We start from the raw sequence: 25,877 nt of genomic DNA, 5'->3' as shown, positions 1-25,877 counted from the left end.
GCACCCGGGGTTATTGGTCCCCTTCGAGGACCCAGGCCTTGTTAAATGTTGCCGCCTTGATGCTTTTCCGTTCACCTTCGGGAGTGGGGACGAAGTAGCTGTACGTGGCGTGCAGCATGCCGTCTTTGCCTTGGATGATTGAGGGGTAGTGGTAGCGGCCTTTGCCGGTTTTGTCTTGTTCGAGATGCCGCGTCCATTTCCAGGTGGCCCCTTCGTCGTCGGAGATCGAGACTGCCAAAGTGCTGCGGCTGTTTTCGGCGTCGTTGTAAATGCAGATCCAATCCCCGTCCGCCAGATTGGCTAACTCCAACCCCGCGCCGGGATTATGCAGTTGCGGATGATCATAAACCGTACCCCAGGAGATGCCGCCATCGGTCGATTCAGAAACCAGCACGCGTTTGGGAGGCGGGCCGTTATCGCGCATGTAGGTCACCAACGTGCCATCTACCTTGCGGGCAAAGCTCGGTTGAATATTGCCACCCCCAACAATCGGATCACTGAACCGCCAGGTTTGGCCTCCATCGTCGGTCAGTGCAACAAGCGAAAACGAAAAGCCGTCGGAATACAAACCGACCAGCATGGTTTTGCCATCCAGAATCAGCGGATGCGCGCGGGTGAACCAGCCAAGTCGCCGGGTGAGTTTATCAGCAGCCTGTTTCTGGTTCCGCTGTTTCCAAGCATTGACCAACGGTGCGAGATTGTCCGGAATATTGAGCGAAGCCACGTACTTGTCGGTCGCCTGTTGCACCTTGTCTTCAAAATCATCACCCGGTTTCATGTGCAAGATTTGCATCGAATCCCATTCAGGGGCAGTTGCGTCTTGCTGCATGTAATTTTCGGAGATCTTGTATTTCATCAGCGCGCTCTCCCACGTATGCGCCTGAATCGTGGGCCACAGCAGCCACAGTCGCTCGTCGGGATCGATGATCATGCAGCAATTCGTATCGGGAAAGCCGGGGGTATCGGCCATCACAAACGGCTCGGTCCACTTACCGGTCGCTTTGAGTTTTCGCGCCCCGAGAATCACCACATCATCCGCCTTCCGTTCCCCGGAACCATGAAACCAACACGCCAACAAGTCGCCGTTGGGACACTCGACAACACACGAGCCATGGTTGTGCCAGTCTTCGACGGGAAAAATCAGTTCAGAAGAAAACGACGGCTCCTCACCCCAGGTGGGTGCGACGACGACGTGCATAATCATGAGGAGCAAAGTGAAGAGGGCAAAGTTTCGCATCGAGGGAGTCTCGCAAAGGGATCAATGAAGTGGATCAATATCGTTTATTAGAAATTCCATGATACCGGCGGAGCGATTTGGTAGCCATGCGACCGCAATCACAGGTCGCTATAAAATTTAACCACGAAAGGCACGAAACACACGAAAAAAAACTAAGGCTTAAGCAGTCTCTCACGACTTAATAGCCACGTTAGCAGCGGCGAGCATTGGCAAAAATTTCGTGTCTTTCGTGTCTTTCGTGGTTCTTAATCATGCAACGCTGAAGTATCGCAACAAGCAGCGTGGAGTTTACTGACCAAACAGTTAATTGGTGTCGTCATGCGTAGACAGGCGGTTTTTAGCGTGAAATGGGGTGCTGGGAATCGCCATTGATCTGAGACCCAGCTTGGCTACAATTCCCAGCGAATTAGGAAATTCCCCGTAACGAATGGAGTCCCCGCGATGACAACTCACCGATTTTTCTTATCCGCCGCCTTGGTTGCGACGGTCTTTACCTGCTCGGCATCCCGCCTGGCTGCTCAGACGCGGGAAATTGAGACTGTGCTCAATTCGGCAGCTGTGCTGGATGAAGTCATGCAGACACCGGGACGTAAAATTCCTGAGTCGCTGTTGGCCAAAGCCGAAGGCATTGTGATCATTCCCAATATGCTCAAAGGGGGCTTTGTGATTGGCGCGCGGCACGGTCATGGCGTCGCCTTGGTCCGCAACGAAAGCCGGGGCTGGGATGCACCGCGATTTTTGCAAATGACCGGCGGCAGCATCGGGTTTCAGGTGGGTGTCCAGTCGACTGATATCATTTTAGTGTTCATGACCAAAAATAGCGTCCGCGGCTTGCTCAGCGGAAAGTTTACAATCGGCGTCGATGCGGCCGCCGCAGCAGGACCGGTCGGACGACAATTGGCCGCAGCGACCGACGAACGTCTGCAAGCGGAAATTCTCTCCTACGCACGCAGCCGCGGATTATTCGCAGGCGTCTCCTTGGACGGTTCGGCAATTCGTCTCGACCCGTCCGCAGAGGCGGCCTATTACCGCGCTGCTCCTGCCGGCAATGGAAATGCGTTGCCTCCCTCGGCAGTGACATTGATCGAAAAGGTGATGCAATACTCCGGCGACGCGGTCGCAGTCCCAGCGGAATCGGGTCCCGCGTTTTCCCCGCCGAAACGTGTCAACGATACGGAAGTGACACGCGAGCAATTGGCAGCTGCGGCAATCAAGCTTGCCAAAATCCTGCCCCCCGACTGGCAAAAGTATCTGGCCTTTCCGGCGCAGGTGTTCACCGGCGATCAGCATCCTCCGGTAGAACGACTGCAGGAGTTGCTCGGCCGCTTTGATAAGATCGCTGCGAATCCGCAATATCGTTCGCTCAGTGAAAAGGCCGAGTTTCGACAGGCCTACCATTTGATCAAGGAATACATTGCCAAACTGACGGCAACTCCCGCGACAGACACGTTGCAGTTGCCCCCCGCACCGACGAATTAACATTCTCGCCGAGTGCAATCGTTTTTATTCACCAGGGGACGAACTCAGTTCGTCCCCTGTTGCTTTTGATCAAACCCAGCGCACAGGGTGGCAGAAACACTGCTGGACAAGCCAGCAGTGGCACCCGACCTCAGTGTGTTATCTGGATCGTAACGGTGGGAGAAAGAGCACGATTTTACCCAGTTCAAATCGTGAGTGGTCCTTTGCGGGAACGCTCGTACAGATCCTGAAATTCCGCGGAACCATCGTCGGACAACAACCGCGTTTTGACGCCGCGGACGTAAAACGGAATCACGTCCGGCTTTCCGCAAGGAACCAATACGAAGTTCACGCCGCCTAAGTGGTTGAAGTATATCTTCTTGCCATCGGGCCAGCTGACTTCGACGAGCCGTGGTGGATCGGGTCGCGCTGCCGGTTTGTCGACGCGGAAACGTTCGACCGCTTCCCAGTCGATGTCGTATCCAAGTCCCGGCTTGGTGGGGACGGCCGCTGTTCCGTCTTGTAGCGTGATCGGTTCTTTCAGCAACTGGTGCGTATACAACTGATGGCAATTGACTGCCGGCCACGTCGAGTGACTGGTCACGCCGCCAAAATGCAGCGAGTACGCGGCGGTGATGCCCGTACCGACCAACTGCAACCAAAACGGCATGTCGGCGACCGCAGCAACATTTGCTGAGGCGAGCAAGGCGGAGGCACCGCGACCAATCACGAATCCGTCGCAGACACCTTTGCAAATCGCAATTTTCGGCGGGGGCGTGCCGTAGTGCATGGCGATTTTGACGCGCGTTGCTTTGCGGATGGCTTGGTTGCCGGGAATGTCTCTCTGAGGAATCGGCGATTCGTAAATGTCGGTTTGCGGATACTCAGCCAATGCCTTGACGATCGGCATCGCTAGCTCGGCATTGAGCAGCGTGTCGTTGAAGTCCATGTCGATTTTGAATTCGGGCGGTACTTCTTTTGTGGCCAAATCCATCTGGTCATAGATATCGAACCAAGGCCGGCCTTTGGTTTTGTAGGCCATGTAACCTTGGCTGTACGCCAACTTGCATTCGGCCGCCATGTCTTCAGGATAGGTATCGATGTTCCACCAGGAGAGCGGCGTTCGCTCGTGGACTTGGTGTCCCAACAAGCTGTGAATTGGCACATCACAGGCGCGAGCGACCGCATCGAACAGCGCCATTTGCAATCCGGCACCGAGAGAGTCATCCCACATGATGGCAGCGGCATTTTTACCGAGAGCGTTTTTAACATCCTCATCCGAGGTCACACCCCAGGTGTAGTACAACAGCGTTTCGCCGTGTCCTTGATGACCGCTCTGTAAATGGACGGTACAGATTTCAGAATATTTCCAGTGCGGAATTTCCCGCGCCATGTTCCGATCCGGCGCGGGCCGAAAGGGGACTTTCACCGTCACGCGGTCAATTTTGGTGACGGTCAAATCTTTAGTCGGCGGAGCAGCAACCAGCGGCACCCCCCGCAGCAACCCACCCACAGCCACAGAGGCCAATCCGGTTTTCAAGAACCGCCGCCGGTGCATGTTTTTCTTTTTTGGTACCAAACTGCTGGGGCCGAATGTCATCTGTTCATTCCTCGCAAATTTTCAAACGAATTCAAAGCACCGGTAATTATAGCGAAATCTCGAGGGCAGTGCGTGGAATGAAACGTTGAGTGGCGAAAAATGCAGATCACGATCTTGCATCGTCGAGATGCCCTTGCGGAGATATGAGCAACTGTTGGGCAAGTGCTGGATCAAAAGACGCTCTGCCTTAGAGCCACGTAATAGAAGAAGGTACACATGAGAACTTGCAAAATCACATCGATGGCAATGACTTCCCAATACCTCCCAGGGGAATCGGATTTGTCAATGACATCCCCTTCGTCTTTCTTAAACAGCAACCTCATATCGCTTGTCTTGGTGATGACTCCTGTGCGCAGCCAAGAAATCGTTCGATAGATATTCCGCATCAAGACGATGGCCACAGCTGTATTAATCAAGCCGAATGCGATTTGTTTATCCATAGCGAGCACTTTTCACTATTCAGTCGCGATTTTGTCCAACCACGGGCGGCCTCCGGGAATGATCATTTTATCAATGATCACGAACGAACGAAAACTAAAAGCCATGTCACCTTGATGTGCCTCGAACACGCCTGCTTCGTAAGTTTCCTTGCGGCCGTCGATATATTGAATCCTCAATTGGAAATCCCGCACCGTAGCTTCATGGCTTGTGTAAAACAGTTCGGCGCGGCGACACAGACGGCAAAACTCAGCGACCGACGCGGGAGACGCGAGATGCTCTACATTTTTTCCTCCCTCAAGTTCCACAATGGAAATTGAGGCGATATCCGCAGGCGTCAATTGCCTGATCTTCTCTCGGAATTGCTCTTCCGTCACAAAAAGCGTAACGACGAGTACGGTCACGATGGGTGCGGCGAGCAGCATCCCCAGCCGGCCTCGACGATTTTTCATATAGTCCGCAACCGCTGCATCCCCCAATTTCGGCGACAACAGATCGATCAAGCAAACCCCAATCATGAGGCCCAATAGTAGCTTGAAAAAAAAGAAGGGATGCGGAAAACAGACCGTTAGAATTAGAAAGCAAATGGCAGCAGCCATGCCCATCAGCACGATCGCGCGGCTTTGCGGGATGAGTTTGCGATAGAGGCGTAACACGATCTTGATGAAATACCTCATCGGATTTCCGCTTCTCGTCCTGCACGGCAGGTCAGGACCAATGTTGCGGCATGAAAGGGCGCCGCTGTTAGTGCGTGGCTACGTAGCTGTTACCGTTTTCGAAACAATGGAAATGCGGCTCATTTTCTCCGCCCCTGCATCATAATCGATTTGACCGCGGAATTGCCCTGCCTGCTGCGGGGCGGCCAGAATTTGAGTATTTTGTAGGATTCACGCATTTTTTCTCCTAAAATGTGTGAATAATCCCGCTCGTTTCGGGGAGTAACCAATACAGAGAATTGGGAATCCGTGGATCAATCAACAGACGGACATCGCGCTTGGGCACGGCTGCGCTCGGGGGACAAAACGGCATTGGCCGAGTTATTTGGCCAATATCGTCCGCAATTGCGGCGGATGGTCGAATTGCGGATCGCTGGGCAGTTGACCCGTCGCGTTGACCCGTCGGACATCCTGCAGGAGACCTTTATGGACGCCAGTCAAAAAATCGACGCTTACGTCAGCGATCCGCGGGTCACCCTGTTTGTTTGGCTGCGAGGTTTGACGTTGGATCGACTGCTGAAAGTTCAGCGACGTCACCTGGGAACGCAATCTCGTGACATCCTGCGAGAATTGCGCTTGCCGGCGGAATCTTCGTTGGCCCTGGGCCGCCAATTACTCGCCGGGGGACCGACCCCCAGTGGAATCATGGAGCAGGGAGAATTACGTAGACAGGTCGCGGCGGCCTTGCAACAATTGAATGATCGCGACCGCGAGGTCTTGGTGATGCGACACTTCGAAGGCATGAGCAACCTGCAAGTCGCCGAAGCGCTCGAGATTGCCGCGACAGCGGCGACCATGCGACACGGTCGCGCGCTCAAACGGCTGAAAGACATTCTCACCGCTCGTCTCCCTTCCGGGGAATCGTCATGAACGTGAAATCCCGCTCACACCCACATGCCGAAACGCTGCCCGAGGAGAGTTCCGGGGGTGAGTATTTGGTCTACGGTCTGATCGCCGAACAAGTGGAACAATTCCTCAACGAAGGCCGCTCGATCGATGTGTCGGGTATCGTGAAACAATATCCGCACTTGGAACGACAAATCCGCGACTTGATTCCGTCGCTGGCGGCGCTGCACCAGATTGGGCCGTCCGAGGAAGATCGCGAGACACGGTCCCTCGGTGGATTCCGTAACGGCCGCCGCACGATGCTCGGCGACTTTGCACTGGGCCGCGAAATTGGTCGGGGCGGCATGGGGGTGGTTTATGAAGCGATGCAAGTCTCGCTGGGACGGCGCGTTGCACTGAAGGTGCTGCCATTTGCTGCTGTACTCGACAAACGGCAGTTGCAACGTTTTAAAAATGAAGCCCAGGCGGCCGCGGCGCTGCATCACCCACACATTGTGCCGGTCTTCGCCGTCGGTTGCGAACGCGGCGTGCACTATTATGCAATGCAGTATATTGAGGGCAGGGACCTTTCGGACGCCATCGTGCAATTGCGGCATCTATGCGTCGGGGCTGCGACGACGGCGGATGCGGAAACGCAAGCTTTGGAGTCCTCATCGGCTGGCGGGTTTGACCGAGGCCGTAAGTTTTATCGTACGGTGGCAGAGATCGGGGTCCAGGCCGCTGAAGCGTTGGAGTACGCGCACCAACGGGGTATTGTGCATCGCGACATCAAGCCCTCGAATTTAATGCTCGACAGCGAGGGCGAGATTTGGATTGCTGATTTTGGTTTGGCACAAATCGAAACCGATGCCACCTTGACCGGCACCGGCGATTTGGTCGGGACGCTGCGGTACATGAGCCCAGAACAAATCTCCGACCGGCCGACCGACGTGGATCACCGCTGCGACATCTTCGCCCTGGGAGCCACGTTGTATGAACTGGCGACCTTGCAGCCGTTGTACACAGCGGAAACGCGTGCAGAACTGCTACGCGAACGGACGCAACATGATCCGGTCAGCCCCCGAACATTGGAACCGTCGCTCCCTCAGGATCTGGAAACGATCATTCTGAAAGCCATCGCCAAACACAAACAGGCACGGTACGCAACTGCCGAAGATCTGGCGGCCGACCTGCGGCGGTTTTTGAACAACGAACCAATAGCGGCCCGCCCGCCGAATCTGTTGGCCCGCGTTTCGACATGGTCCAAGCGGCATCAGAAATGGGTCGCGGCGGCAGCGATTCTCATTTGCGGCTGCTTTGTGTTCGCAGCGGGACTAACGCTCGCGCCCCGCCGCGCACACCAGGCACGCGGCGGCAATGAAACTCCGCCGATCGTTGTCGATCATGTCCGTCCGCTCGAAATCAAAAAGCCCAAGAGGGTCGAACCGAATATCCCAGAGCCGCCTGCGGTCGCGGAGGATGTTGCGGAGCCCATGCCGCAGTTGCCGGAATCGCTACGGCCGGTAATCGCCCAGATCGCCGGAGTGCTCGCCCGCTTGCAACAACAACCAAACATCGAGGAAATACAATCCGAAGCCCCCTTGGCGGTCGATGTGGCGGCAGGCAGTGACGCACAACCCGCTCCACAACCGATCGCACCGCAATTTATCGTACCGGATTCAACGCCCCCTCCCCCGCTCGATTTCCGGGTGGAATCCAATCAAGCAGCCTACGTCAGTTTGGTCAAAAACATTTTGGAAGAAGGGCTGGGGCAGTCTGGAAAATCCGCCGTGGAGGCGGCTGAACAATATGCCGTCGAAGCCCGTCGACTGTGCGACAACGATCCGCGGCTGGATTATGCGTTGGGGCTGGTGAACTTAAAAAACTTTCGCCCGTCCGAGGCTCTAAAACATTTCGATGCGGCCAAACACCGCGCTGATTATCCTTACCTTCCGGCAGAGCAAGCGGAGATTTTGTATTTGCTGTCGCGGAAAGAGTATGAACCGGGGCTGGATCGTCTGGCACAGTTGGTGAAGACCCTTTCCGATTCCCCCGCCGCTTGGCCCGACACAGCGACGCGCACGAATACCGCGCACTGGGTGGGACGCGTGGTTGCGTTTTTGCAGGGTCCGGGAAGCGGACGCAAAGTTGATAAGGCTTTGCAGCGTCCCGGAATGGATTTCCGCGAATCCTTGAGCGCCCCCTATCGACCAGCGTACGACGCAGGTCAGTTGATGACGCAATTGACTCACCAGCAGTTGCAAACCCGCGTGGATGAAATCCGCAAGAATACGCAAACAGCGCAACTGGATAAACGAAACGTAAAGCAAGAAGAACTCGCCGACCGCCGTGAAGAGCTCGCCGGGCAGCGGAACGACATCAAGCGTGATGCAAAGCAATGGAAGGAGTGGTTGGAAGACCAAACTTCGCAAGCGGATGAAAAACTGAATGAACTGGAAAAGGAATACATCACGTTGGAGGAACAAGATAAATCGCTGCGACGCTCAATACAGTCGTTGCAATTTGAAATTCAACTCTACAGTCAATCTGGTCCTGACATCGGATCGGGGAATGCAAGGGAAACAAATTTTGGTAATGGGGATGTGACCCGCCGTAGACTCTTCACGTTGCAGGATCAAATGATGCGGTATCATGCCCAGTTGCATGCGGTATGGCGTCAAGCAAGTATTGTCAATCGCAACGCGCAAACTGTTATGAATGAACGTCGCGCCGCTGAGCGACGCTATGAGAAAGAGACCGGAACATTCCTAGAAAAGAACGTGAAGTTGGAGAAATGGACGAAGCGACTCAAACGGCAGGAGCAGCGTCTGAAAGCCAATCCTGTTGTGACGAGCGCTGAACTCACTGATGCGGAACGGCGGTTGGGGATCCTGCGGTCTTATGTGGATCTGGACTGGGACGAGCTACAACAACAGATTTTAAAAACATATCAGGCAGCCGGATCGAACGTCGATTCTCCTGCTCAAACGGATGCTGATTAATCGCGAGGTTGCGCTTGGAAAGGCGGGTGATGTCATGAAACGCTCGATGTCTATCGCTATCTTTCTCTCAATTGTCGGGATGTGGAGTCCGGGAACGTTCGCCGGACAACCGCTGAGGCGCCGCGCTGCTCAAGAAGAACTATCGCAGGTTCTGCAATCCGAAGCCGACGGGATCATCACGAATCGGGCTGCGCGACTTAAAGACGCTTTAATCGATTCGAAATGGGATGACCTGGCGCACTGGCAAGCCGGGGAGGTACGTGGCGAGAAGGGCTGGATGGCCTACGATCAATTGTTGTTGATGGATACGAGCCTGGCGCTACGCAAAGAATATCGCCAGCGGCGCCAGAAAACTCCAGAGACACTAGAAGGGCAACTTCAGCTCGCCGGCTGGTGTCGGACTCACAAACTGCTGGATCAAGAACGTGTGCATCTTCTGAAAGCGTTAAAATTTCGACCCATGTCGTCCGAGCTACGCACACGGCTCGGTCATCAATTTGTGGGAGGCTCATGGCTCAGCCCGCAACAGCAGCAACGACTCGACGAAGAAAAGGGAATGCGCGCCGCCGCACTCAAGGAATGGGCACCGCGCCTCACCAAACTGCGTGACGGTTTGCATTCCCGTTCGAAACGGCGTCAGCGTCTCGCCACACGGCAGTTAGCCGCCATCACGGATGTGGCGGCTGTTTATGCGATGGAGCAGTTATTTCTCCGTGGCGTCGAGCTGGAGGAATTGGTCGCCGTTCGGGCTTTGGGAGAGATCACCGCGTATCAGGCAGCACACGCGCTGGTCGACGTTGCGGTTGAGTCGAACAATAGCCTGGTCCGAAACGCAGCTATCGAAGAACTCAAAGAAAAACCACATAAACACACGGTCCCGGAGTTATTGGCACGATTATCCGATTCGACGGAGACAGCTTTCGTAACCCGCTTTCACTACTCTGGCGCGTTCATTCGACAGGTGTACTATCGAGAGCGGCAGTATCTACGTCAAGCAGCCATTGTGGATACGACGCTTCAGGGTGGTAGACCAGGGACGGGTCGTCGAGGGGGCGCATTCTACGCCACAGGTACCAAGCGTTTCGTAGAAGATCTCGCTCGGCAACAGGCTGAGCTTGCCCGCCAACTCAACAAACAGTCCGAGAACAGTAATGCTCGAATCTACACAGTGCTTGCAGCGATTTCCGACGCCGAGGTGTCCAATACTCCCGAAAAATGGTGGAGTTGGTGGAACCTTGAGCAGGACATCGGAGTCTCTGAAAAGCAGTACGAATACTACTACGAGCATTCGCATGAACGACTTGTCCAACTGCCTACGATCTCGTGTTTTCGTGCGGGAACGCCGGTCTGGACGGACGAGGGGTTTGTAGCGATTGAGAAAATCCGTGCCGGGGACCGGGTCTTATCCAAAGATATTGAGACCGGGGAACTGATGTACAAACCTGTTCTCCAACCGACCCAGCGGACCGAACAAGAGCTCAAAACGATCATGCTGTCGGGCGGCGAAACCTTGGACTGCACGATCGGCCATCTATTTTGGCGCTCTGGGATGGGCTGGATGAAGGCCAAGGATTTAAAGCAGGGGGACTTGTTGCATTCTGTGACCGGAGCACAGTCAGTCGATGGCATGACCAACGGGCCGATTGCAAAGGTCTACAACCTCATCGTGGCAGACTTTAATACCTATTTCGTCGGTCATGACATGGTACTCAGCCACGACAACACAATCCGCAAACCGACCAACGCCGTCGTGCCGGGATTGATGCGAAAAGAGCTGAGAGCACCTTAGTCACTGCGCTGCCGGTTTGCCCCAAGTCCTTTAAGACAATGCGAAACCAAACGCCGCTGCCGCAGCTGATACCAAGAATCACTATACTCGCGAAAGCGCAGGGAAAGGTGGATACCATGCTGAAGTGCTCAACACAGATCATGATCATTGTGGTCGTTGCCGGATTATCCAGTACGGCTGTCGTGGTTGCTGAGCGTCCGGTCTCGCGCAATTCGCGGGAGACGCTGGCGCAGGTGCTCCGCTTGGAAGTCGATGGAGGCGTGGCAAACCGTGCCGAGTTACTCCAAGGCGTGCTGGGCAATTCGAAACGCGATGCGCCGGCGCGTTGGCAGTCGGGACAAGTACGAACCCACGCCGGCTGGGTCGCGTACGATCAGCAGCCCACCTCCGACAAACTTTTAGCGCTGCGCAGTGAATATCGCCAGCGCCGCAGTGACGCGGGAGAGTCATTCGAGGAACGCCTCAAGCTGGCCGATTGGTGCCGGACACACCGACTCTGGGATCAGGAGCGGGCTCACCTCGTGGAAGCGTTGGAAATTCAACCAACATCCGAGGCCGTCCGCAGACGACTCGGCTATCGAATGATCGGCGGAATATGGCTTAGCCCTCAACAGATAGAAATGTTTAAAGAGGAACAGCAAACCCGCGCCGCCGCACTGAATCGTTGGCAGCCACGCATCCTAAAGATTCGCAACGGTTTGAGTTCTCCTTCCGAACGCCGACGCAAAAAAGCAGAAAAAGAACTGGCGGCGATTACCGATCCGGAGGCGGTTTACGCGATGGAGCAATTGTTCTTCCGCGGCCAAGAGCCCGAAGAATTGGCAGCCACGCGTACGTTTGGACAAATGACTGTCTACCAAGCGGCCCATGCCCTTGTCGACGTCGCCATCGCAGCCAACAACAGCCGTGTTCGAGACGCCGCCATCGAAGAACTGCAGAACAAGCCGCACAAACAATCGGTTCCCGAGTTGTTAGGCCGACTGACCACACCGATTGAGACCGACATCGAAGCCAGTTATCGCAACGGCTCGGCGTTTATCCGACAGGTCTACTACCGCGAACAGCAATATCAAAAACGAGCACTGGTTGTGGAATCGACGATCGACTTCATCGGACCAACAGATATGAATACCGCATCCAGTCGGCGGTTTGCTGAGGATATTTCACGGCGGCAAAAGGAAACGACTCGGCAAATCAATGCACAAGCCCAAAAAGACAATGCCCGCATCTATACGGTCCTGGCAGCCATTTCTGAGGTAGACGTTTCGAATTCGCCTCAGAAATGGTGGGCATGGTGGAATTCAGAACAGGATACCGAGGTGGGCGAAAAGCCTGTTGATCTCAGTTACAATCAAAACTATTTCAGTTTTGATCAAGGTTATCAACAATACACACCGACGGCCGAATGTTTTCAGGCAGGAACACCCGTCTGGACGGATGAGGGGTTTGTGGCGATTGAAAAGATCCGTGCCGGTGACCGGGTGCTTTCCAAGAATATCGAGACCGGCGAACTGATGTACAAACCGGTCCTGCGTCCCACGCAGCGGACTCCCCAAGAACTCAAGACGATCTTGCTCCAGGGAGGCGAAACCCTGGTGTGTACCGGCGGACATCCCTTCTGGCATTCCGGACACGGATGGACGATGGCCAAAAACCTAGCAGCGGGCAATGTGTTGCACACTGTCATCGGCTCGCAGAAAGTGGCAGCGATCTCCGGCGGGGCAGCGGAGAAGGTCTATAACCTCGTCGTTGCCGATTTCCACACATACTTCGTCGGCCGCGGCATGGTGCTCAGCCACGACAACGCCATTCGCGAACCAACCAATGCCATCGTGCCGGGATTGATGCGAGAAGAACTGACGGCCCGCTAGATCCCAAGTCTGAGACTAAAACTTCTTCGGCGGCGTCGCTCGCAATTCGGACAGCGATTTTCGCAACCGAGTTCGAACGGCGTCGGTGGTGGGGTCGGTTTCAGCGGGGATTGCATGTTCTTCGAAAAAGTCTTGCGAAAGATCAAACAACCGGCCGTCACTATAGAGTTTCCAGTTTTTATCGCGGACGACGTGTAGAAATGTCTCTGCGTATTGTGCCGGGGCTTTATACCTTTTCGAGCTGTGGTCGAAATTCCCCCAGGTATAAATGAACGACTTATCGTGCTCTGCTTGGCCGGTGAGATGGGGGACCAGACTGACGCCGTCGGTCGGGCGGCCCTCGTTTTTCTTCGCCCCCGCAATTTTGCGAATCGTCGGTAGCAAGTCGGTAAGATCGACCAATTCCTCCGAGACGCGGCCCGGTGTGGTTCGCTGCGGCCAATGTACAATCAACGGTACATTGACCCCCAACTCGATCGGGAAATACTTGCCACCGCTGACCATCCGGTCACGGAATTTTGTACGGATCGTCTTGGCTTCCCCTTTGTTGTCGGTGCCGTTGTCGGATGTAAAAATCACAACGGTGTTCTCGGCGATCCCTTGCTCTTGGAGCGTATCGAGTAAACGCCCGATCAGCTTGTCGGTATAGCGGAGCATGGCGGCATAGTTTTTGGCATCGCCGCGACTACCCCTCCACGCCTCCGGCGGATCCTCCCCCGCTGCAGGCGCATCAGGATGCTCGGGCGTGGGGTGAAACGGCCGGTGCATCGGCGTTAAACAATAGTAGGCCAGAAACGGGGTCTCATGGTGACGACGGATAAAGTCCACCAGGAAATCACAATTCACATCAGGACCGTAACGGTCGAGTTTTGTCTGCCTGCCGTTGCGATCGATCGTGCCGCCCCAGAAACGATTTCCCCGCCCGCGCTTCGAATCCGCCAACAGTTGAACCGAATCATAGGAACAAAACTCCTCGAACCCAGCTTGGACGATCCGCGGCGGCTTCGAAGACCAGCCCCCCAGGTGCCACTTGCCGGCAAAGGCGGTCGCATACCCCGCGTCTTTTAGGTGATTGGCAAAGGTGATTTCGCCCGGCTCTAATGCGCCCCAGGCGACGTAATTGCGAAAGCTATACCGTCCGGTCAGAATCTCCACCCGGCTGGGCGTGCACAGCGGCGTCGCATAGCAATGCTTAAACCGCATGCCGTCGGCGGCCAATTGATTGATCCGCGGCGTTTCATAGCGGGATTGCCCGCCGTAACAATCCAACAACTCCCGCCCCAAGTCGTCGGCGAGGATGACGAGGAAATTCGGCGGCCGAACCGCGTTCTTTTCGGCCGTTACCTGCGACGGCCCGACGAGTGTCATCCACATGCACGCGACAAACAGGGCGTATCGTCTCATGGAGTGACTCCGGTCGGTTTTTGTTGGATCGTGTCGAGCAACGGGTCGTTGATGTCTTGCATGTTGCGGCGGATTTCACGGTCGAGGTGAGCAATGATTTTGTGAATCTCGGGCCGGTCTTCGCCGATCAGATTCACCCGTTCTTCAGGATCGACGCTGAGGTGGTAGAGTTCATCACGCGCCGGATCGAGGAAGTCGCGGACCAGTTTCCACTCCGGCGTGCGGTAGGTTCGCATGAACGCGCGGCAATAGTTGATCATACTGTACTCGGCATAGACATTTTGATCCCAATCGGGCACCGATTCGCCACGAAGTAGCGGCACCAAACTGCGGCCACGGACAGTGTGTTGTTCTGGTAATGTCGCACCGGCCATTTCGACCAACGAGGGATACCAATCCAAGCTGGTCGTTGAATCCTCGATCACCGTCCCCGGTTTGACCACTCTCGGCCAACGGACGATTGCGGGGACCTTCAGCGAATTGTCGTACAGGTTGGGGCGGTACTTGCCGTTGATGTTCTTTGTCGACGGCGGCCTAGTCTTCGTCGCCCAAACCCCATTGCCTTTGTGATGAATGCCGTTGTGGCCCATGTTGTAGCCGTGGTCCGAGGTATAGATCACCACGGTCTCATCGGCGATATCCAAGGCATCAAGGGTGCGTAATACGCGGCCCAAATTGCGATCCACGCCGGAGATACTTGCCAGATACTCGCGCATCTTGCGTTTGACCAATTTCACATCCAGATCGGGATAATCAGGATGCGGCAAGATAGGATCGAGGTCTTCATACGGTGCCCAATCTTCATCGGCCACCGGCAACCAACGACCGTGCGGCGCGCGATAATTCAAACAGAGTAAAAACGGTTCCTCCGCATGGTCCTTGATATACGAAATCGCCCGGTCGGTGAGGATGTCGGTCGTTAGCCCCTGGAATTTGCGAACCTCCCCGTGCTCTTCGAGCGGCGGGTCGTCAGGCGTTGTGCCGCCGCCGGTCAGTCCCATGAAATAATCGAAACCGTGCTGCGTGGGATGGTAGTCACGATGTCCCGCAGCCGTCCAATCGCCCAAATGCCATTTGCCGATCAAGCCGGTCGCATAACCGCTTTCTTTGAGAACCTCGGCAAAGGTGACACTGCGGGGATCAAGGCCGATTTGTTTGTCCGCTTCATACAGTTTATGGCGGGGATGCGGAATGAAATCGAGGATGCCATATTCGCTTGCATAACGACTGGTCATCAACGAGGCCCGCGCCGGCGAACAGACCGGTGTGGTGACAAAGGCATTGGTGAACCGCGCGCCTTGGTCGGCGAGACGATCAATATTCGGCGTATGCGCCTGCGGGTTGCCTGCTGCGCCGAAACCCCAGGGGGCTTGGTCATCCGTATAGACAAACAGAATATTCGGCTTCCGTGGTTTTATAGTCGGTGCGGCGTTTGCTCCACTGGCTTTGGTTTGCAGCGGTCGTGGCAGACGGGCGTCGGCATCGTCGAGATACGTCGTTAGCAGTTGCCGCATCTCGTTGGCGACTGCTGGCGTTTTTTGAACAATGTCCTGTTGTTCGCCGATGTCTTCGCTCAGGTCATATAGCTCGGTACGTTGGTCTTCGTGAAAGAAGAGCATTTTGTATTTACCGGAGCGGACCGCCGAATGCGGGTGGGTTTGACTGACGGCAAAGTCGTTGACGCCAATGTCCGCCTGTGCTTTTTCATAGCCTTTTTCCGGATGGTAATACGGGAAATGCCAGTACAACGACCGGTCGGGGCCCTGCTCTGTCTTTTCAAAGACCGCTGTCAGGTCTTGCCCATCTAATTTCTCCGCGGCAACGTCGACCGGTGCTTTGGCCATGGCGGCGAAGGTGGGTAACAGGTCATAACCGATGACCGGGGTCGAATTGGTGGTCCCGGTGGGAACTTGTCCGGGACGGCGGACGATGAAGGGCACGCGAACTCCCCCTTCGTAAAGATTCCATTTCGAGCCGCGCAGCGGGCCATTGCCGGCGAATTCAGGATGTCCGCCGTTATCCGATGTGAACACGACGAATGTGTCGTCGCGATGCCCCGACGCATCGAGCGCCGCGAGCAACTGTCCCACATAGTGATCCAAGGTTTCCAAGAACGCCGCATAAGCGATCTGCTTTTTGCGATTGGGCGCAGCGGCGGGAATTTTTTCGTCGTACTTTTTGAGCAACCATTCGCACGGGGTCTTAACCGGTGTGTGCACGTAAAAGTGCGAAGCCATTAAAAAAAACGGAGCATCATGTTCACCTTGCAAAAACGCCGCAGCCTTGTTGGTCATAGAATCGACCGGGAACTGTCCCGCCTCGGTGATCGGTGTGGGCTTTTTGCCCTTTCCGTAGCTGTAGGGATGACTGCCGAAATCCTCAACGGCTGTTTGAAAACCCTGTTGTTGCGGACCGTGCGTAGGACTCCAACCAAGATAACGGCCGTGGTGCGCGTTGAGATGCCATTTGCCAAAGAACGCTGTGTGATATCCGGCGTCGCCCAGTCGCTCCGCCACTGTCCGTTCGGCGAGCGGTAGATTTAAAGTATAGGGCGGGGAGCGCATCAATTGACCGCCGCGGTGCTGCGGTCGTCCCGGCTGGTTTTTGGTCACGAATTCAAAGTGCAACCGCGCCGGCGTTTTGCCAGTCATGAAACTCGCCCGCGATGCCGAACAGATCGGCGCCGGCGCATAGCCATTGGTGAACCGCATCCCGTCGGCGGCCAAGCGATCCAGATGCGGCGTTTCGTGCCAGGGATGTCCGTAACACCCCAGGTCCGACCAAGCCAGGTCGTCCGCCAGAATGAACAGAATGTTAGGACGCGGCGGGCTGGTTTCGGCCGCTGCAATTTCCAAACAGGGCCAACCGGCAACAACGACGAATAGAAATACAATGAGGCGGTTCATAGAATTCCTGAGCGTTGGTCGAGGTGACTTCTCTTGATACGCGACCACGAAATGCCCAACGACCGGTTCTAGGAATGTCTCACCTCGAAACCGACTCAGGCGCGGATCGCGTCGACGGGACGAACTTCGCGGTCCTGCGGACCCAGTCGCTCGGTACAGCCCATCGCGGTCAGCATACTATTATAGACGTCCAATCCCTCGGCGCCGACATCCAGGAACTGACCGGTCTTGAACCGACCGTTTGCGCCGGTGATCGCGTGAAAGACACCGGACAACTCGCGCTTGGTGTTATTGTGTCGACCATCACCTGATTCGGTGGAGATGGTGATCAACGAGTTTTCCAAAATCGTCTTGCCGTTGGCTTCGGTCGCATCGTCACCCGTCAGCCGCTCCAGGAAATAAGCGACCTCACGCATTTTTAGATGCGCGTGCGCTCGCAGCGCTTCGTTTTCTTTTTCGGGGTTGAACTTATGCCACCATTCGTGGCTGCACCCTTTGTCGCCGCTGGCGTTTAGGTGCTTGGCATCGTCGAATTGCCATCGCTGCTTTCCATTGTATTCGTAATCGCCGGTCAGACGGATCCGTTCACCGGCGGCCAGGAAGGTGAGCGATCCGAAGCGGACGCGGTCCATTTGGATGGCCAGTGCATACAAGTCGGCCATCAACCGCCACTCGGTGGTTAGCTCTTCCAGTGTAATGTCGATTCCCATCCCGCCGGGGTCGGCTGGGCCGCCGTGCAGCAATTGCGAACGGGGCGGCAGTTCGGGCGAGTTGGGATCCTTTTTGGCCAGCGAAAAGGCGCGTTGCTCATACTCACGAATTCGGTCCAAGTGATCGGCGACGCGCGCCTGCGAGGCGGCTCCCAACGGAGAGTTGGCGCCGGTATAGAATTTGTATTCGTCCATCACCGAATCCAACACACTCCGACGGAGGCGCTGTCGGCGAATGTCAGTGTTGTCGCCCGACAGGGAGATCGCACCAAAGACCCGGTCGAACAGATTGCGAGGCGACTCCTGAATCGTCGCGGCGACCGTACCATCGGATTTGTAGCTGTGCACATACCGCCCCACGCGACTGCGGCGAAAGAACGTGCCGCCAATCAACGTCGGAACCATGCCGGCTGGCATCCCGTCGGGATGATGCGCATTACGAATCACCTGATCAATCGACGGTCCCCCCGATTTCGCTTCACCATCGGGCGGCTCGGCTGTGAAGGCACCGGACGCTCCGTCATAATGCGCGTTGATTCCTTTTTCATCGCAGCGGACCTGGTCGACGTCGCGCATGATCAGCAATTTATCACCGAGCGGTTTGAGCGGCTCCAGCACGCCCTCGAAGCCTTCGGTTTGCAGCGGCGCGGGAATCCCTAAGCCAAAAAAGAGATTAAACGCCCGCACCGGCACGGTCGCCTCGGTGGCAGCCGCGACTGCTGAAGAAGGGGCGACCAACATCTCTTCCAACAGCGGCAGCCCAATCGTGGCAGCTCCCGCGCTTTTGAGCATCGTCCGGCGGCTAATCGGTTGTTTCATCATGGTTATTTCTCCACAGGAGTGGCTTCGGTGCGCGTGGTTTGTACCAAATCGCTCATCACGATGGCGGTGATCAGAGCGGAATAGGTTCCGCCGTTTTGTTGGGCAGCTTTATCAATCTCTCCCACAATCGGTGCATCCGCTGCGCCGAGCGGGCGGCCGAGTGCGAATTGTGTGAGCTTCCAGGTTAATGTTTCGCGAACCCGTTCGCTGTTGGCCAACAGGTCCATTAGTTCGGCGGACGTTTGATATTTGACCGGTTTTGCCGTTCCAGGAAAGAGGACTTCACCATCGCTACGCAGTTCGTTGCCATGTTCGTCCTTATCGTGAAACGCGCCGAGACCGTCGTATTTCTCTAACCCGAATGCCAGCGGTTCAAATTTCGAGTGACATCCTCCGCAGGCTGTATTGGCAATCCGCTGCTCGCCGATGTGACGTTGTGACAACCCCGGACTGGAGGGGACTGGGGTCGTATCCAACCCGGGCGGAGGACTTTTCACCATGCCTCGCAAAACGTCTTTCAAGACAAACAGCCCGCGGGTCACCATCGAGGCATCGTCGCCCCCCATGGTCAATACGCTGCCTTGCGTCAGCAGTCCGCCGCGCGGGGCCAAGGACGTCAGGTCATAACGCTCCAATCCCGGACCTTGCGGCTCGATTCCGTAATATTCCGCCAATTGCGGTGTCGCGAATGTCACCTGGGCGTTGAACAAATCGGCGAGCGGTCGTTTTTGTGTCCAGGCGACTTCTTTGAAGAACGCCAAGGTTTCGTCCCGCATATCAGCAGCCAACGCATCGTTCCAGTTGGGGAATCGTTCGCGGTTGGGTCTGAGATTCTCCAGCCGCCCTAAATCAAGCCATTCGGTGACAAATTGCAACGAACGATCGATGGCGCGCGGATCGTCCAACATCCGTTGTACTTGTTTCTCAATAGCGGCGCGGTCGCCCAACTCGCCCGCTTCGGCAGCACGAAATAACTCTTTGTCGGGCGGGCCACCCCAGAGGATGTAGCTCAACCGTGACGCCAATTCATAGCCGCCAACCGGCCACGCGGTCCCATCCCCCTGTTGATTTTCAACTCGGTACATAAACCGCGGCGACTGCAACATGGCCTCGATGAGATAGCGGACCGCTTCCTCGTAGTCGCCGCCGGTACTGGCAACCGTGGTGGCGATGCCGCTGAAATTAGTGATTTCGCGTTCATCCAGCGGCCCCCGCAAAATCCGTTTTCCCATCTTGGCGACGAACTTGCGCATGGTGGAATCGGTGGAGAGTTTTTTGCTCTTGGAGAATTTACGTGCGAACTTTAAGACGTCCATTCGCGAAACAATGATCTCCGCCAAACGGGCATAGGCTTCGACATGTTTGAAGTCGACGCTGAGGTTATAGGCGGTGTTGCTAAAACCATCGGCCCGCAAATCGGGAGGCAGGATTTCGCGGGCCTCTTGAGAAATATCGACTCCCACCGCTTCGCGCACAGTTGCAATGTATTCCGAAACAGTCAGCCGTTGCAGCCAAACGGCGCCGCTGGGGCTGTTGTTGGCATAAACGGCCGGATCGATCAAATCGACCGACCAATGCGCTCCATCGTCGATCCATTGCTGCAGAAGTTTCTTTTGCTCCGCCGTCAGCGGTTCGCCTTCGGGCGGCATCGCATCGGATTCGATCTGATCCCACAGCAGGCTCTCGGCGGAATTGCCCGGTACGATTGCCTTGCCGTTTTCGCCACCAGCTACTGCGGATGCTTGACGCGATAAATCCAAGCCACCCTTTTTGGCAAACGAATCATGGCAGTCCAAGCATTGCTTGGCTAATAGGGGAGCGACCTGGTTTGCGAAAACTTGCGCCTGATGATTCTCAGCCGTCTGCGGTGCTGCGTCTGCAACAACGGGTCCAGCTTGGAAGTTTTGTTCGACTTCATTGGCGCTCAATGCACGGCTGTAAAGGGCGGCCAATTGCAGCGTGCCCAACCAGGGGCGGCCACCCGTACTTTCGTTCGCCAACGTCAGATGATCGTCGTTGCTCCAATTCGAAAACTGTCCGTCAATTTTTTTGTCAACGTTCTCTTTGCCGTTGATATAGATCCGCGCGTTGCCCGCTATGTCGCGCGTATACACCACGTGCGTCAACTCGGTTTTGGCGGCCCCTTTGTCTGTGCTCGTCGAAGGCTGTCCGTTGCCGCTGGTGGCGGTTGTTCGCAAGCGGACGTCGTAGCGTTTCCCGTCCTGCCCCAAGGTGACGTTTCGTCCGCTGGGGTTCGCTGAGAGGGAAACGATCCGCGCCGGGCCGGATTGACGATCGTTGGCCGGAACAATCCAAGCTTCGACCGTGACTTCACCGGTCCGTTTGACCGTGGCGATCAGTTTTTTTGCTGGGGCGATCGAGCGGATTTTCGTGGCCGACCGAATCAGCAGTCCGTCCGACTTCCATTTCACAGCGGGAAGTTTTTCGATTCTTAGATCAAGTTGCGGACGAACCCCCGACTGATCGTGGACCACATCCCCCTTGCCGGCGGAAAACGTATACAACGCCCGCAAGTCGCGTTTAACCCGCTCTCGCTGTTCAGCCGCTGACGATTCTACAGTCGGTCCTGCTTTTTCATCTGCCCCAGAGAAAGTCGGCGCAACAGCGAAGCAGGCGGTGAGTAAAAGCAAACAGGAAATCGAACGCACTGTTGTGGTCTCCGTCGCGGCCAGTTGAGCAGGGAATCCGGAACACGTCTCTCGTGCGAAATGCGAATAAACCAGCTTACTTCGCCCGGGCAGCAATGTCGATAACGCCGCCGCATCGCCGCCAAGGACGCTCGCACCAAATCGGGCGATTCTCTCCAGAAATCGGTCCCCATTATGACTGGCATGCCAGTGGTGCGTCAATGCAGCGGCATGAGGATTTGCCGGTTTCGAATGCGAAAGGGCAAGCGATTACGCTCGGTCTTGACAATGATAGACAGGCTGTCTAACATCGCAGACGACTTGTCTAACTCAATCGAGGCAATCACCGTGCGCCCCAAATCACCATCGGTTACCGACGCGGAATTGGCTGTCCTTCAACTGCTGTGGAAGAACGAAGCGATGACGGTCCGCGCATTGACGCAACAACTCTATCCACCGGAGACCAGTTCCGGAGTCGCTACTGTGCAGAAACTGCTGCAACGGTTGGAAGTCAAACATCTGGTCGTCCGGGACCGCAATCATCATGCGCATCACTTCTCCGCTTCTGTCTCCCAAAGCGAGTTCGCTGGGGAGCAGCTGTCGGACATGGCAAGAAAATTGTCTGAAGGGTCGTTAGCACCGTTGTTAGTCCATCTCTTTGAATCGAACCAATTGACGCCCAGCGAGCTAGCCGACATACGACGTCTCCTCGATGGTCATCAGCAATCATCGTCAAGGGAAGGGAGTTCATGATGCATTACATTTTGCAAATTGGCCTCAGTAACGCCGTTTTGGTGGCATTGATGGCATTCCTAATCTTTTGTGTGCATCGCTACGTCAAAAATCCACACTTGCTGGCAATCTTGTGGACGATTGTTTTAGCAAAACTTATCATGCCCCCCTTGGTATCGCTGCCAGTATCGCTACCACTCAACCAAGGAGAGTTCACGGTCCTTAGCAGCCAAACCATCTCCCCAACACGCTCGCCAGTGGCCACCAATCGTCTGGGTGACACTCGCACTGACGATCGCATCAAAGCTGTCATTGCACAACCGAACGTGTCTGAGAGTTTGGCTGACATTTCCCATTCCGCAATACCGTCTCCGCCTATCTACGGAGAAGAGGCCGCACCACAGCCGCGTGGCGAGATAGCGCAGACGTGGGGCAATCGTGTTGGCGCCGCTGAACTCGTCCTAATCTGGTTGGCGGGCGGCGGGGTATGGCTGGTGATAGTAATCTCGCGAGCCATGCGATTTGATCGTCTCGTGCGGCAGGCGCCTGCCGCAGCGACTGATATCACGCGGACCGTTGAACATCTGGTCAGCCGGTTGGGAATAAAAGCCAGGCTATCGGTGAGGGTCATCGACGCCGCGATTTCGCCGATGGTGTGGGCCTTCGGTCTGCAAACAGTGATCGTGCTTCCACGAAGATTGATGGAACAGCTGTCCGGTGAGCAGCGCGAGATGCTACTTGCACACGAACTGGCGCATGTCCGCCGAGGCGACCATCGGTTGCGGTGGTTGGAAATCGTCGTGCTCGCGATTTACTGGTGGTATCCCGTGGCGTGGTGGACGCGGAAACAATTGCACCGCATGCAGGAAGAATGTTGTGATGCGCATGTCTTGGAACTCTTCCCGAAACGTGCGCATGCCTACAGCGAAGTATTGCTAACCACTGCCGAAGCAGTTTTCCAACAGCGAGCCGCGCCTCTTTGGGCGAGCGAGTTCAGCAAGAAACCCCATTTGAAGCAAAGGATCGAGGCCATGCTCAAACCGTCGAATTCTTTACGATTTTCCCGTTCAATACATATCGCTGCACGTTCCTGCGCCATCGCTCTATTAGGGATTTCTATGCACTGGTCTGCAGCAGACGCACACTCACCGGAGGACTCCGATGCGATTTCGGCAATCGGCGACAAAGACCAGGATCAATCGAATGTGGGGAGTTTTGACGACACGCACGCAAACGATGTCAAAACATTAGTAAACACGCCCGTCGAGATGACCGTCGAGGCGCTTAGGAAAGTGTGGGAAAAACGCGTTGCGAAGACGCAAGCCTACCGAGTTGTTTGGAAGACCGAGCGTACCGAACAACGAGCCCGCGCGATGCAAAACGCTGCCATGTACTTGCGTGTGTTTGGGAACGACGCAAAATCGATAAACAAGATTGACTCACAACTGGCAAACATCGACAAGACCCAGGAAACAATCAAATATGACGATGAGACCACCATGAGTTTTCGCGGTCCGGCAATGCGACTTGAAACATCGGGCGCGCGCGTCGTGTGGAAGGATAACAAGCTCCGTCCGATAGCATTTCATAAGCTTGAAGTAACGGATGGGAACGTCAGTATGTCGTATCGGCCGTTTGGTTCAAGAGATCAGCATGCTTATGGAAACATTTACTACGCCGATGTGTTGTATGATTCGAGCAACAAGGAGACGTTTCCAATCAGGGCCTGCTTCCGGCCATTGACAGAAGAGACAACGTCGCGAGAATTCCCCTTGTCAGTTTTGCAGCCAGCCACGGAAGAAGACATCACAATCCTCGGAGAAAAGAATCCGAAAGCTGTCGTCTTCAAGCAGAAATACGATTTTTATGATACTGGAAGAAGAACACTGATGTCCTTCGATCCCGACAAAGAATATAACCTGACTCGGTATGCATCGATGCACGACAAATTCACAGTCGCTTATACGCTCGACATACAATATGAGTACAAACACGAGTATGATTTATGGATTCCCCGGCAATGGAGATTTGATTTTTACGACGCGAGAGGCAAAACCGTGCAATCCAGCCGCGACAGTACTGTGCTGAGCTCAGAGCACAATCCAACAATCCCCGACGAACAGTACTCCATCGACTATCCCGTTGGAACGATTGTCTATGACCACCGGAATGAAGGGAGAGACTTCAAAGGCAACAACAGCAAGACGGTGTATGTCGAAGGTCCCGGCGGAGAAAAGAAACTCATCACCGATATTGGGGCTTACGAGGAAATTTTAGCCAGTGATGTCATCTCTCCGTCACCAGAACCGGCCGACTCGAACGATTGATACGTTGCCCAGCGCGGGCTAAACTGGGTAATTGTGCGGCATTCAACTCCCAGCCGCGGCTGGTTTGAGGTGTTCGTCGAACCAATCGGCGAATTTTCGTAAATCCCATAACATCGTTGACCAGCCATGTTCGCCGCCGGGATGCACGACCAGTTTGACGTCGACGTCCTGTTCAGCGGCGCGATCACGAAACCACTCGGATTGCTCCAGTGGCGTTAACGTGTCGGCGTCGCCGTGATAGATGAGGATCGGCGGCAGGTCCGGGGTGATGTGGTAGATCGGCGAACATTCGCGGCCGATCTCTTTCCAGGCGGTCAGGTCGGTTGCGTTGGGACCGAAGGATTTCACAAAGCTTTTCGGCGGTCCGCCGTCGCCGAGATTCTCTGTCGATTGCCCCAGATTCAACAGGTCGGTCACCGGGAAGAAAATCGCGGCTGCTTGGACAGCGCTGCTTTCACGGTCGACCGGATCCTCTGCATCCTCCGGACCTGGTCCGCCGCGCGTCGCTAACATTAAACTCAGGTGACCGCCAGCGCTGCCGCCGCTGACGCCGATGTGGTCGGGGTCGATGCCATATTCCTCCGCATGATGACGCACGAATCGAATGCCGCGGTTCACGTCTTCGATGATCTCCATGACCGTCGCTTTGGGTTGGGAGATGTGGTAAATCGCGAACACCGTATAACCGCGCCGCAACAACGGAGCCATCATCAACACCGGGGCTTCGCCCGCCTTTCCCGATTTCCAACCGCCGCTGACCATGAACGCCACCCCCAAGCCGTTGGGATTGAGCGGACGAATGACATCCAACACGAGCGGCTGATCATTCCGTTGGCCATATACCACACCGTCAGTCCGCTCGACAGCCGGATTCAAATACCACCAACCGCCACCAGCCAGAATCGCCAGTAAGGCAATCACCGAACCGGAGACGATCAACGAGAGTCTTAACCAACGGGGACACTTTAACCAAAGTTTTTTCATGATATGTCTCGGATGAAAGAAATGGAGACACGTATTCTAAGCCTCACAGCAAGGGACACTCAAGCATGACGTACCGTATCGCGTACGTCGCGGTGCACTCTGCTAACAAACTCCCCATCCCGCTGTATTCAATTACATCTGCAAGACAAGCAATCACGCGAACAGATCAGGGTAACCGCGATTGCGGCAGCAATCGGGGCGGGCAAAGCCCGCAAGAAGCCGCAATTCCCGCGTTCCTAAACAAGCAGAGTCTCGATGGCAGGGAGTGCTGAAACTGCTGCTTCTTGTGCCGCAGGCACACCGATTGCCATTGGCAATCGCTGCCACCCGATGATTGTTTCCTCAGGGGCTCAGAAAATCTGTGCTGCATCTGTGTTCAGATCTGTGGCTAATGAAAACGGTCGCGCT

The 25,877-nt window shown here is 55.5% G+C and carries 16 protein-coding genes; 7 read left to right on the top strand and 9 right to left on the bottom strand.

The features are described from left to right. Nucleotides 1-10 precede the first annotated feature (10 nt). Nucleotides 11-1,237, bottom strand: a complete 1,227-nt coding sequence (locus tag Mal52_RS02230) for a sialidase family protein (RefSeq protein WP_145374018.1) — start codon at nt 1,235-1,237, stop codon at nt 11-13. A gap of 441 nt (nt 1,238-1,678) precedes the next feature. Between Mal52_RS02230 and Mal52_RS02225 the strand changes: the two genes are divergently transcribed. Further along, a complete protein-coding gene (locus tag Mal52_RS02225; RefSeq protein WP_145374017.1) occupies nt 1,679-2,716 on the top strand; it encodes a lipid-binding SYLF domain-containing protein in 1,038 nt (345 codons plus the stop codon). A 184-nt stretch (nt 2,717-2,900) separates the two neighbouring features. Here the strand turns inward: Mal52_RS02225 and Mal52_RS02220 are convergent, their stop codons facing one another. The 3 genes from Mal52_RS02220 to Mal52_RS02210 form a co-directional block, all read right to left on the bottom strand. Then, nucleotides 2,901-4,295 carry a mandelate racemase/muconate lactonizing enzyme family protein gene (locus Mal52_RS02220; RefSeq protein WP_145374016.1) on the bottom strand — a complete coding sequence of 465 codons (1,395 nt, stop codon included), beginning with the start codon at nt 4,293-4,295 and terminating at the stop codon, nt 2,901-2,903. A gap of 170 nt (nt 4,296-4,465) precedes the next feature. Further along, nucleotides 4,466-4,735, bottom strand: coding sequence for a hypothetical protein (locus Mal52_RS02215; RefSeq protein WP_145374015.1), 270 nt, complete (start codon nt 4,733-4,735; stop codon nt 4,466-4,468). 15 nt (nt 4,736-4,750) lie between these two features. Then, the gene (locus Mal52_RS02210) at nt 4,751-5,410 is read right to left on the bottom strand and encodes a hypothetical protein (protein ID WP_145374014.1); all 660 of its coding nucleotides are present in this window, start codon (nt 5,408-5,410) and stop codon (nt 4,751-4,753) included. A gap of 288 nt (nt 5,411-5,698) precedes the next feature. On the opposite strand from Mal52_RS02210, the gene Mal52_RS02205 reads away from it, so the two are divergent. The 4 genes from Mal52_RS02205 (at nt 5,699) to Mal52_RS02190 (ending at nt 12,936) form a co-directional block, all read left to right on the top strand. Then, nucleotides 5,699-6,319: a sigma-70 family RNA polymerase sigma factor gene (locus Mal52_RS02205; protein ID WP_145374013.1), complete on the top strand. Its 621-nt coding sequence runs from the start codon at nt 5,699-5,701 to the stop codon at nt 6,317-6,319. Continuing rightward, nucleotides 6,316-9,276: a serine/threonine protein kinase gene (locus Mal52_RS02200; protein WP_145374012.1), complete on the top strand. Its 2,961-nt coding sequence runs from the start codon at nt 6,316-6,318 to the stop codon at nt 9,274-9,276. Before Mal52_RS02205 ends, Mal52_RS02200 begins: the two co-directional genes overlap by 4 nt. A 46-nt stretch (nt 9,277-9,322) precedes the next feature. Beyond that, nucleotides 9,323-11,065 carry a polymorphic toxin-type HINT domain-containing protein gene (locus tag Mal52_RS02195; RefSeq protein ID WP_197534609.1) on the top strand — a complete coding sequence of 581 codons (1,743 nt, stop codon included), beginning with the start codon at nt 9,323-9,325 and terminating at the stop codon, nt 11,063-11,065. 116 nt (nt 11,066-11,181) lie between these two features. Next, the gene (locus tag Mal52_RS02190; protein WP_197534608.1) at nt 11,182-12,936 is read left to right on the top strand and encodes a polymorphic toxin-type HINT domain-containing protein; all 1,755 of its coding nucleotides are present in this window, start codon (nt 11,182-11,184) and stop codon (nt 12,934-12,936) included. A gap of 15 nt (nt 12,937-12,951) precedes the next feature. Here the strand turns inward: Mal52_RS02190 and Mal52_RS02185 are convergent, their stop codons facing one another. The 4 genes from Mal52_RS02185 to Mal52_RS02170 form a co-directional block, all read right to left on the bottom strand. Next, nucleotides 12,952-14,340 carry a sulfatase family protein gene (locus Mal52_RS02185; protein ID WP_145374009.1) on the bottom strand — a complete coding sequence of 463 codons (1,389 nt, stop codon included), beginning with the start codon at nt 14,338-14,340 and terminating at the stop codon, nt 12,952-12,954. Beyond that, on the bottom strand, nt 14,337-17,246 hold the full coding sequence (locus Mal52_RS29540) for a sulfatase-like hydrolase/transferase (protein WP_197534607.1): 2,910 nt from the start codon (nt 17,244-17,246) through the stop codon (nt 14,337-14,339). Before Mal52_RS29540 ends, Mal52_RS02185 begins: the two co-directional genes overlap by 4 nt. Nucleotides 17,247-17,341: 95 nt before the next feature. After that, nucleotides 17,342-18,778 (bottom strand): DUF1552 domain-containing protein, encoded by a 1,437-nt coding sequence (locus Mal52_RS02175; protein WP_145374008.1) that lies wholly within the window; start codon nt 18,776-18,778, stop codon nt 17,342-17,344. A gap of 2 nt (nt 18,779-18,780) precedes the next feature. Beyond that, complete coding sequence (locus Mal52_RS02170) at nt 18,781-21,447, bottom strand: DUF1592 domain-containing protein (protein WP_197534606.1); 2,667 nt, start codon at nt 21,445-21,447, stop codon at nt 18,781-18,783. A 300-nt stretch (nt 21,448-21,747) separates the two neighbouring features. On the opposite strand from Mal52_RS02170, the gene Mal52_RS02165 reads away from it, so the two are divergent. Both Mal52_RS02165 and Mal52_RS02160 read left to right on the top strand, forming a co-directional pair. After that, nucleotides 21,748-22,179: a BlaI/MecI/CopY family transcriptional regulator gene (locus tag Mal52_RS02165; RefSeq protein ID WP_231962499.1), complete on the top strand. Its 432-nt coding sequence runs from the start codon at nt 21,748-21,750 to the stop codon at nt 22,177-22,179. After that, complete coding sequence (locus Mal52_RS02160; RefSeq protein WP_145374006.1) at nt 22,176-24,485, top strand: M56 family metallopeptidase; 2,310 nt, start codon at nt 22,176-22,178, stop codon at nt 24,483-24,485. The genes Mal52_RS02165 and Mal52_RS02160 overlap by 4 nt, the downstream gene beginning before the upstream one ends. Before the next feature lie 42 nt (nt 24,486-24,527). Here Mal52_RS02160 and Mal52_RS02155 read toward each other — a convergent pair whose 3' ends face one another. Next, nucleotides 24,528-25,469, bottom strand: coding sequence for an alpha/beta hydrolase (locus Mal52_RS02155; protein WP_145374005.1), 942 nt, complete (start codon nt 25,467-25,469; stop codon nt 24,528-24,530). Nucleotides 25,470-25,877: the final 408 nt, after the last annotated feature.

Origin of the sequence: Symmachiella dynata, assembly GCF_007747995.1 — a bacterium.
Taxonomy (GTDB): domain Bacteria; phylum Planctomycetota; class Planctomycetia; order Planctomycetales; family Planctomycetaceae; genus Symmachiella; species Symmachiella dynata.
The sequence above is the reverse complement of the archived record's forward strand: the minus strand, read 5'-3'. Positions and strand labels throughout refer to the sequence as shown.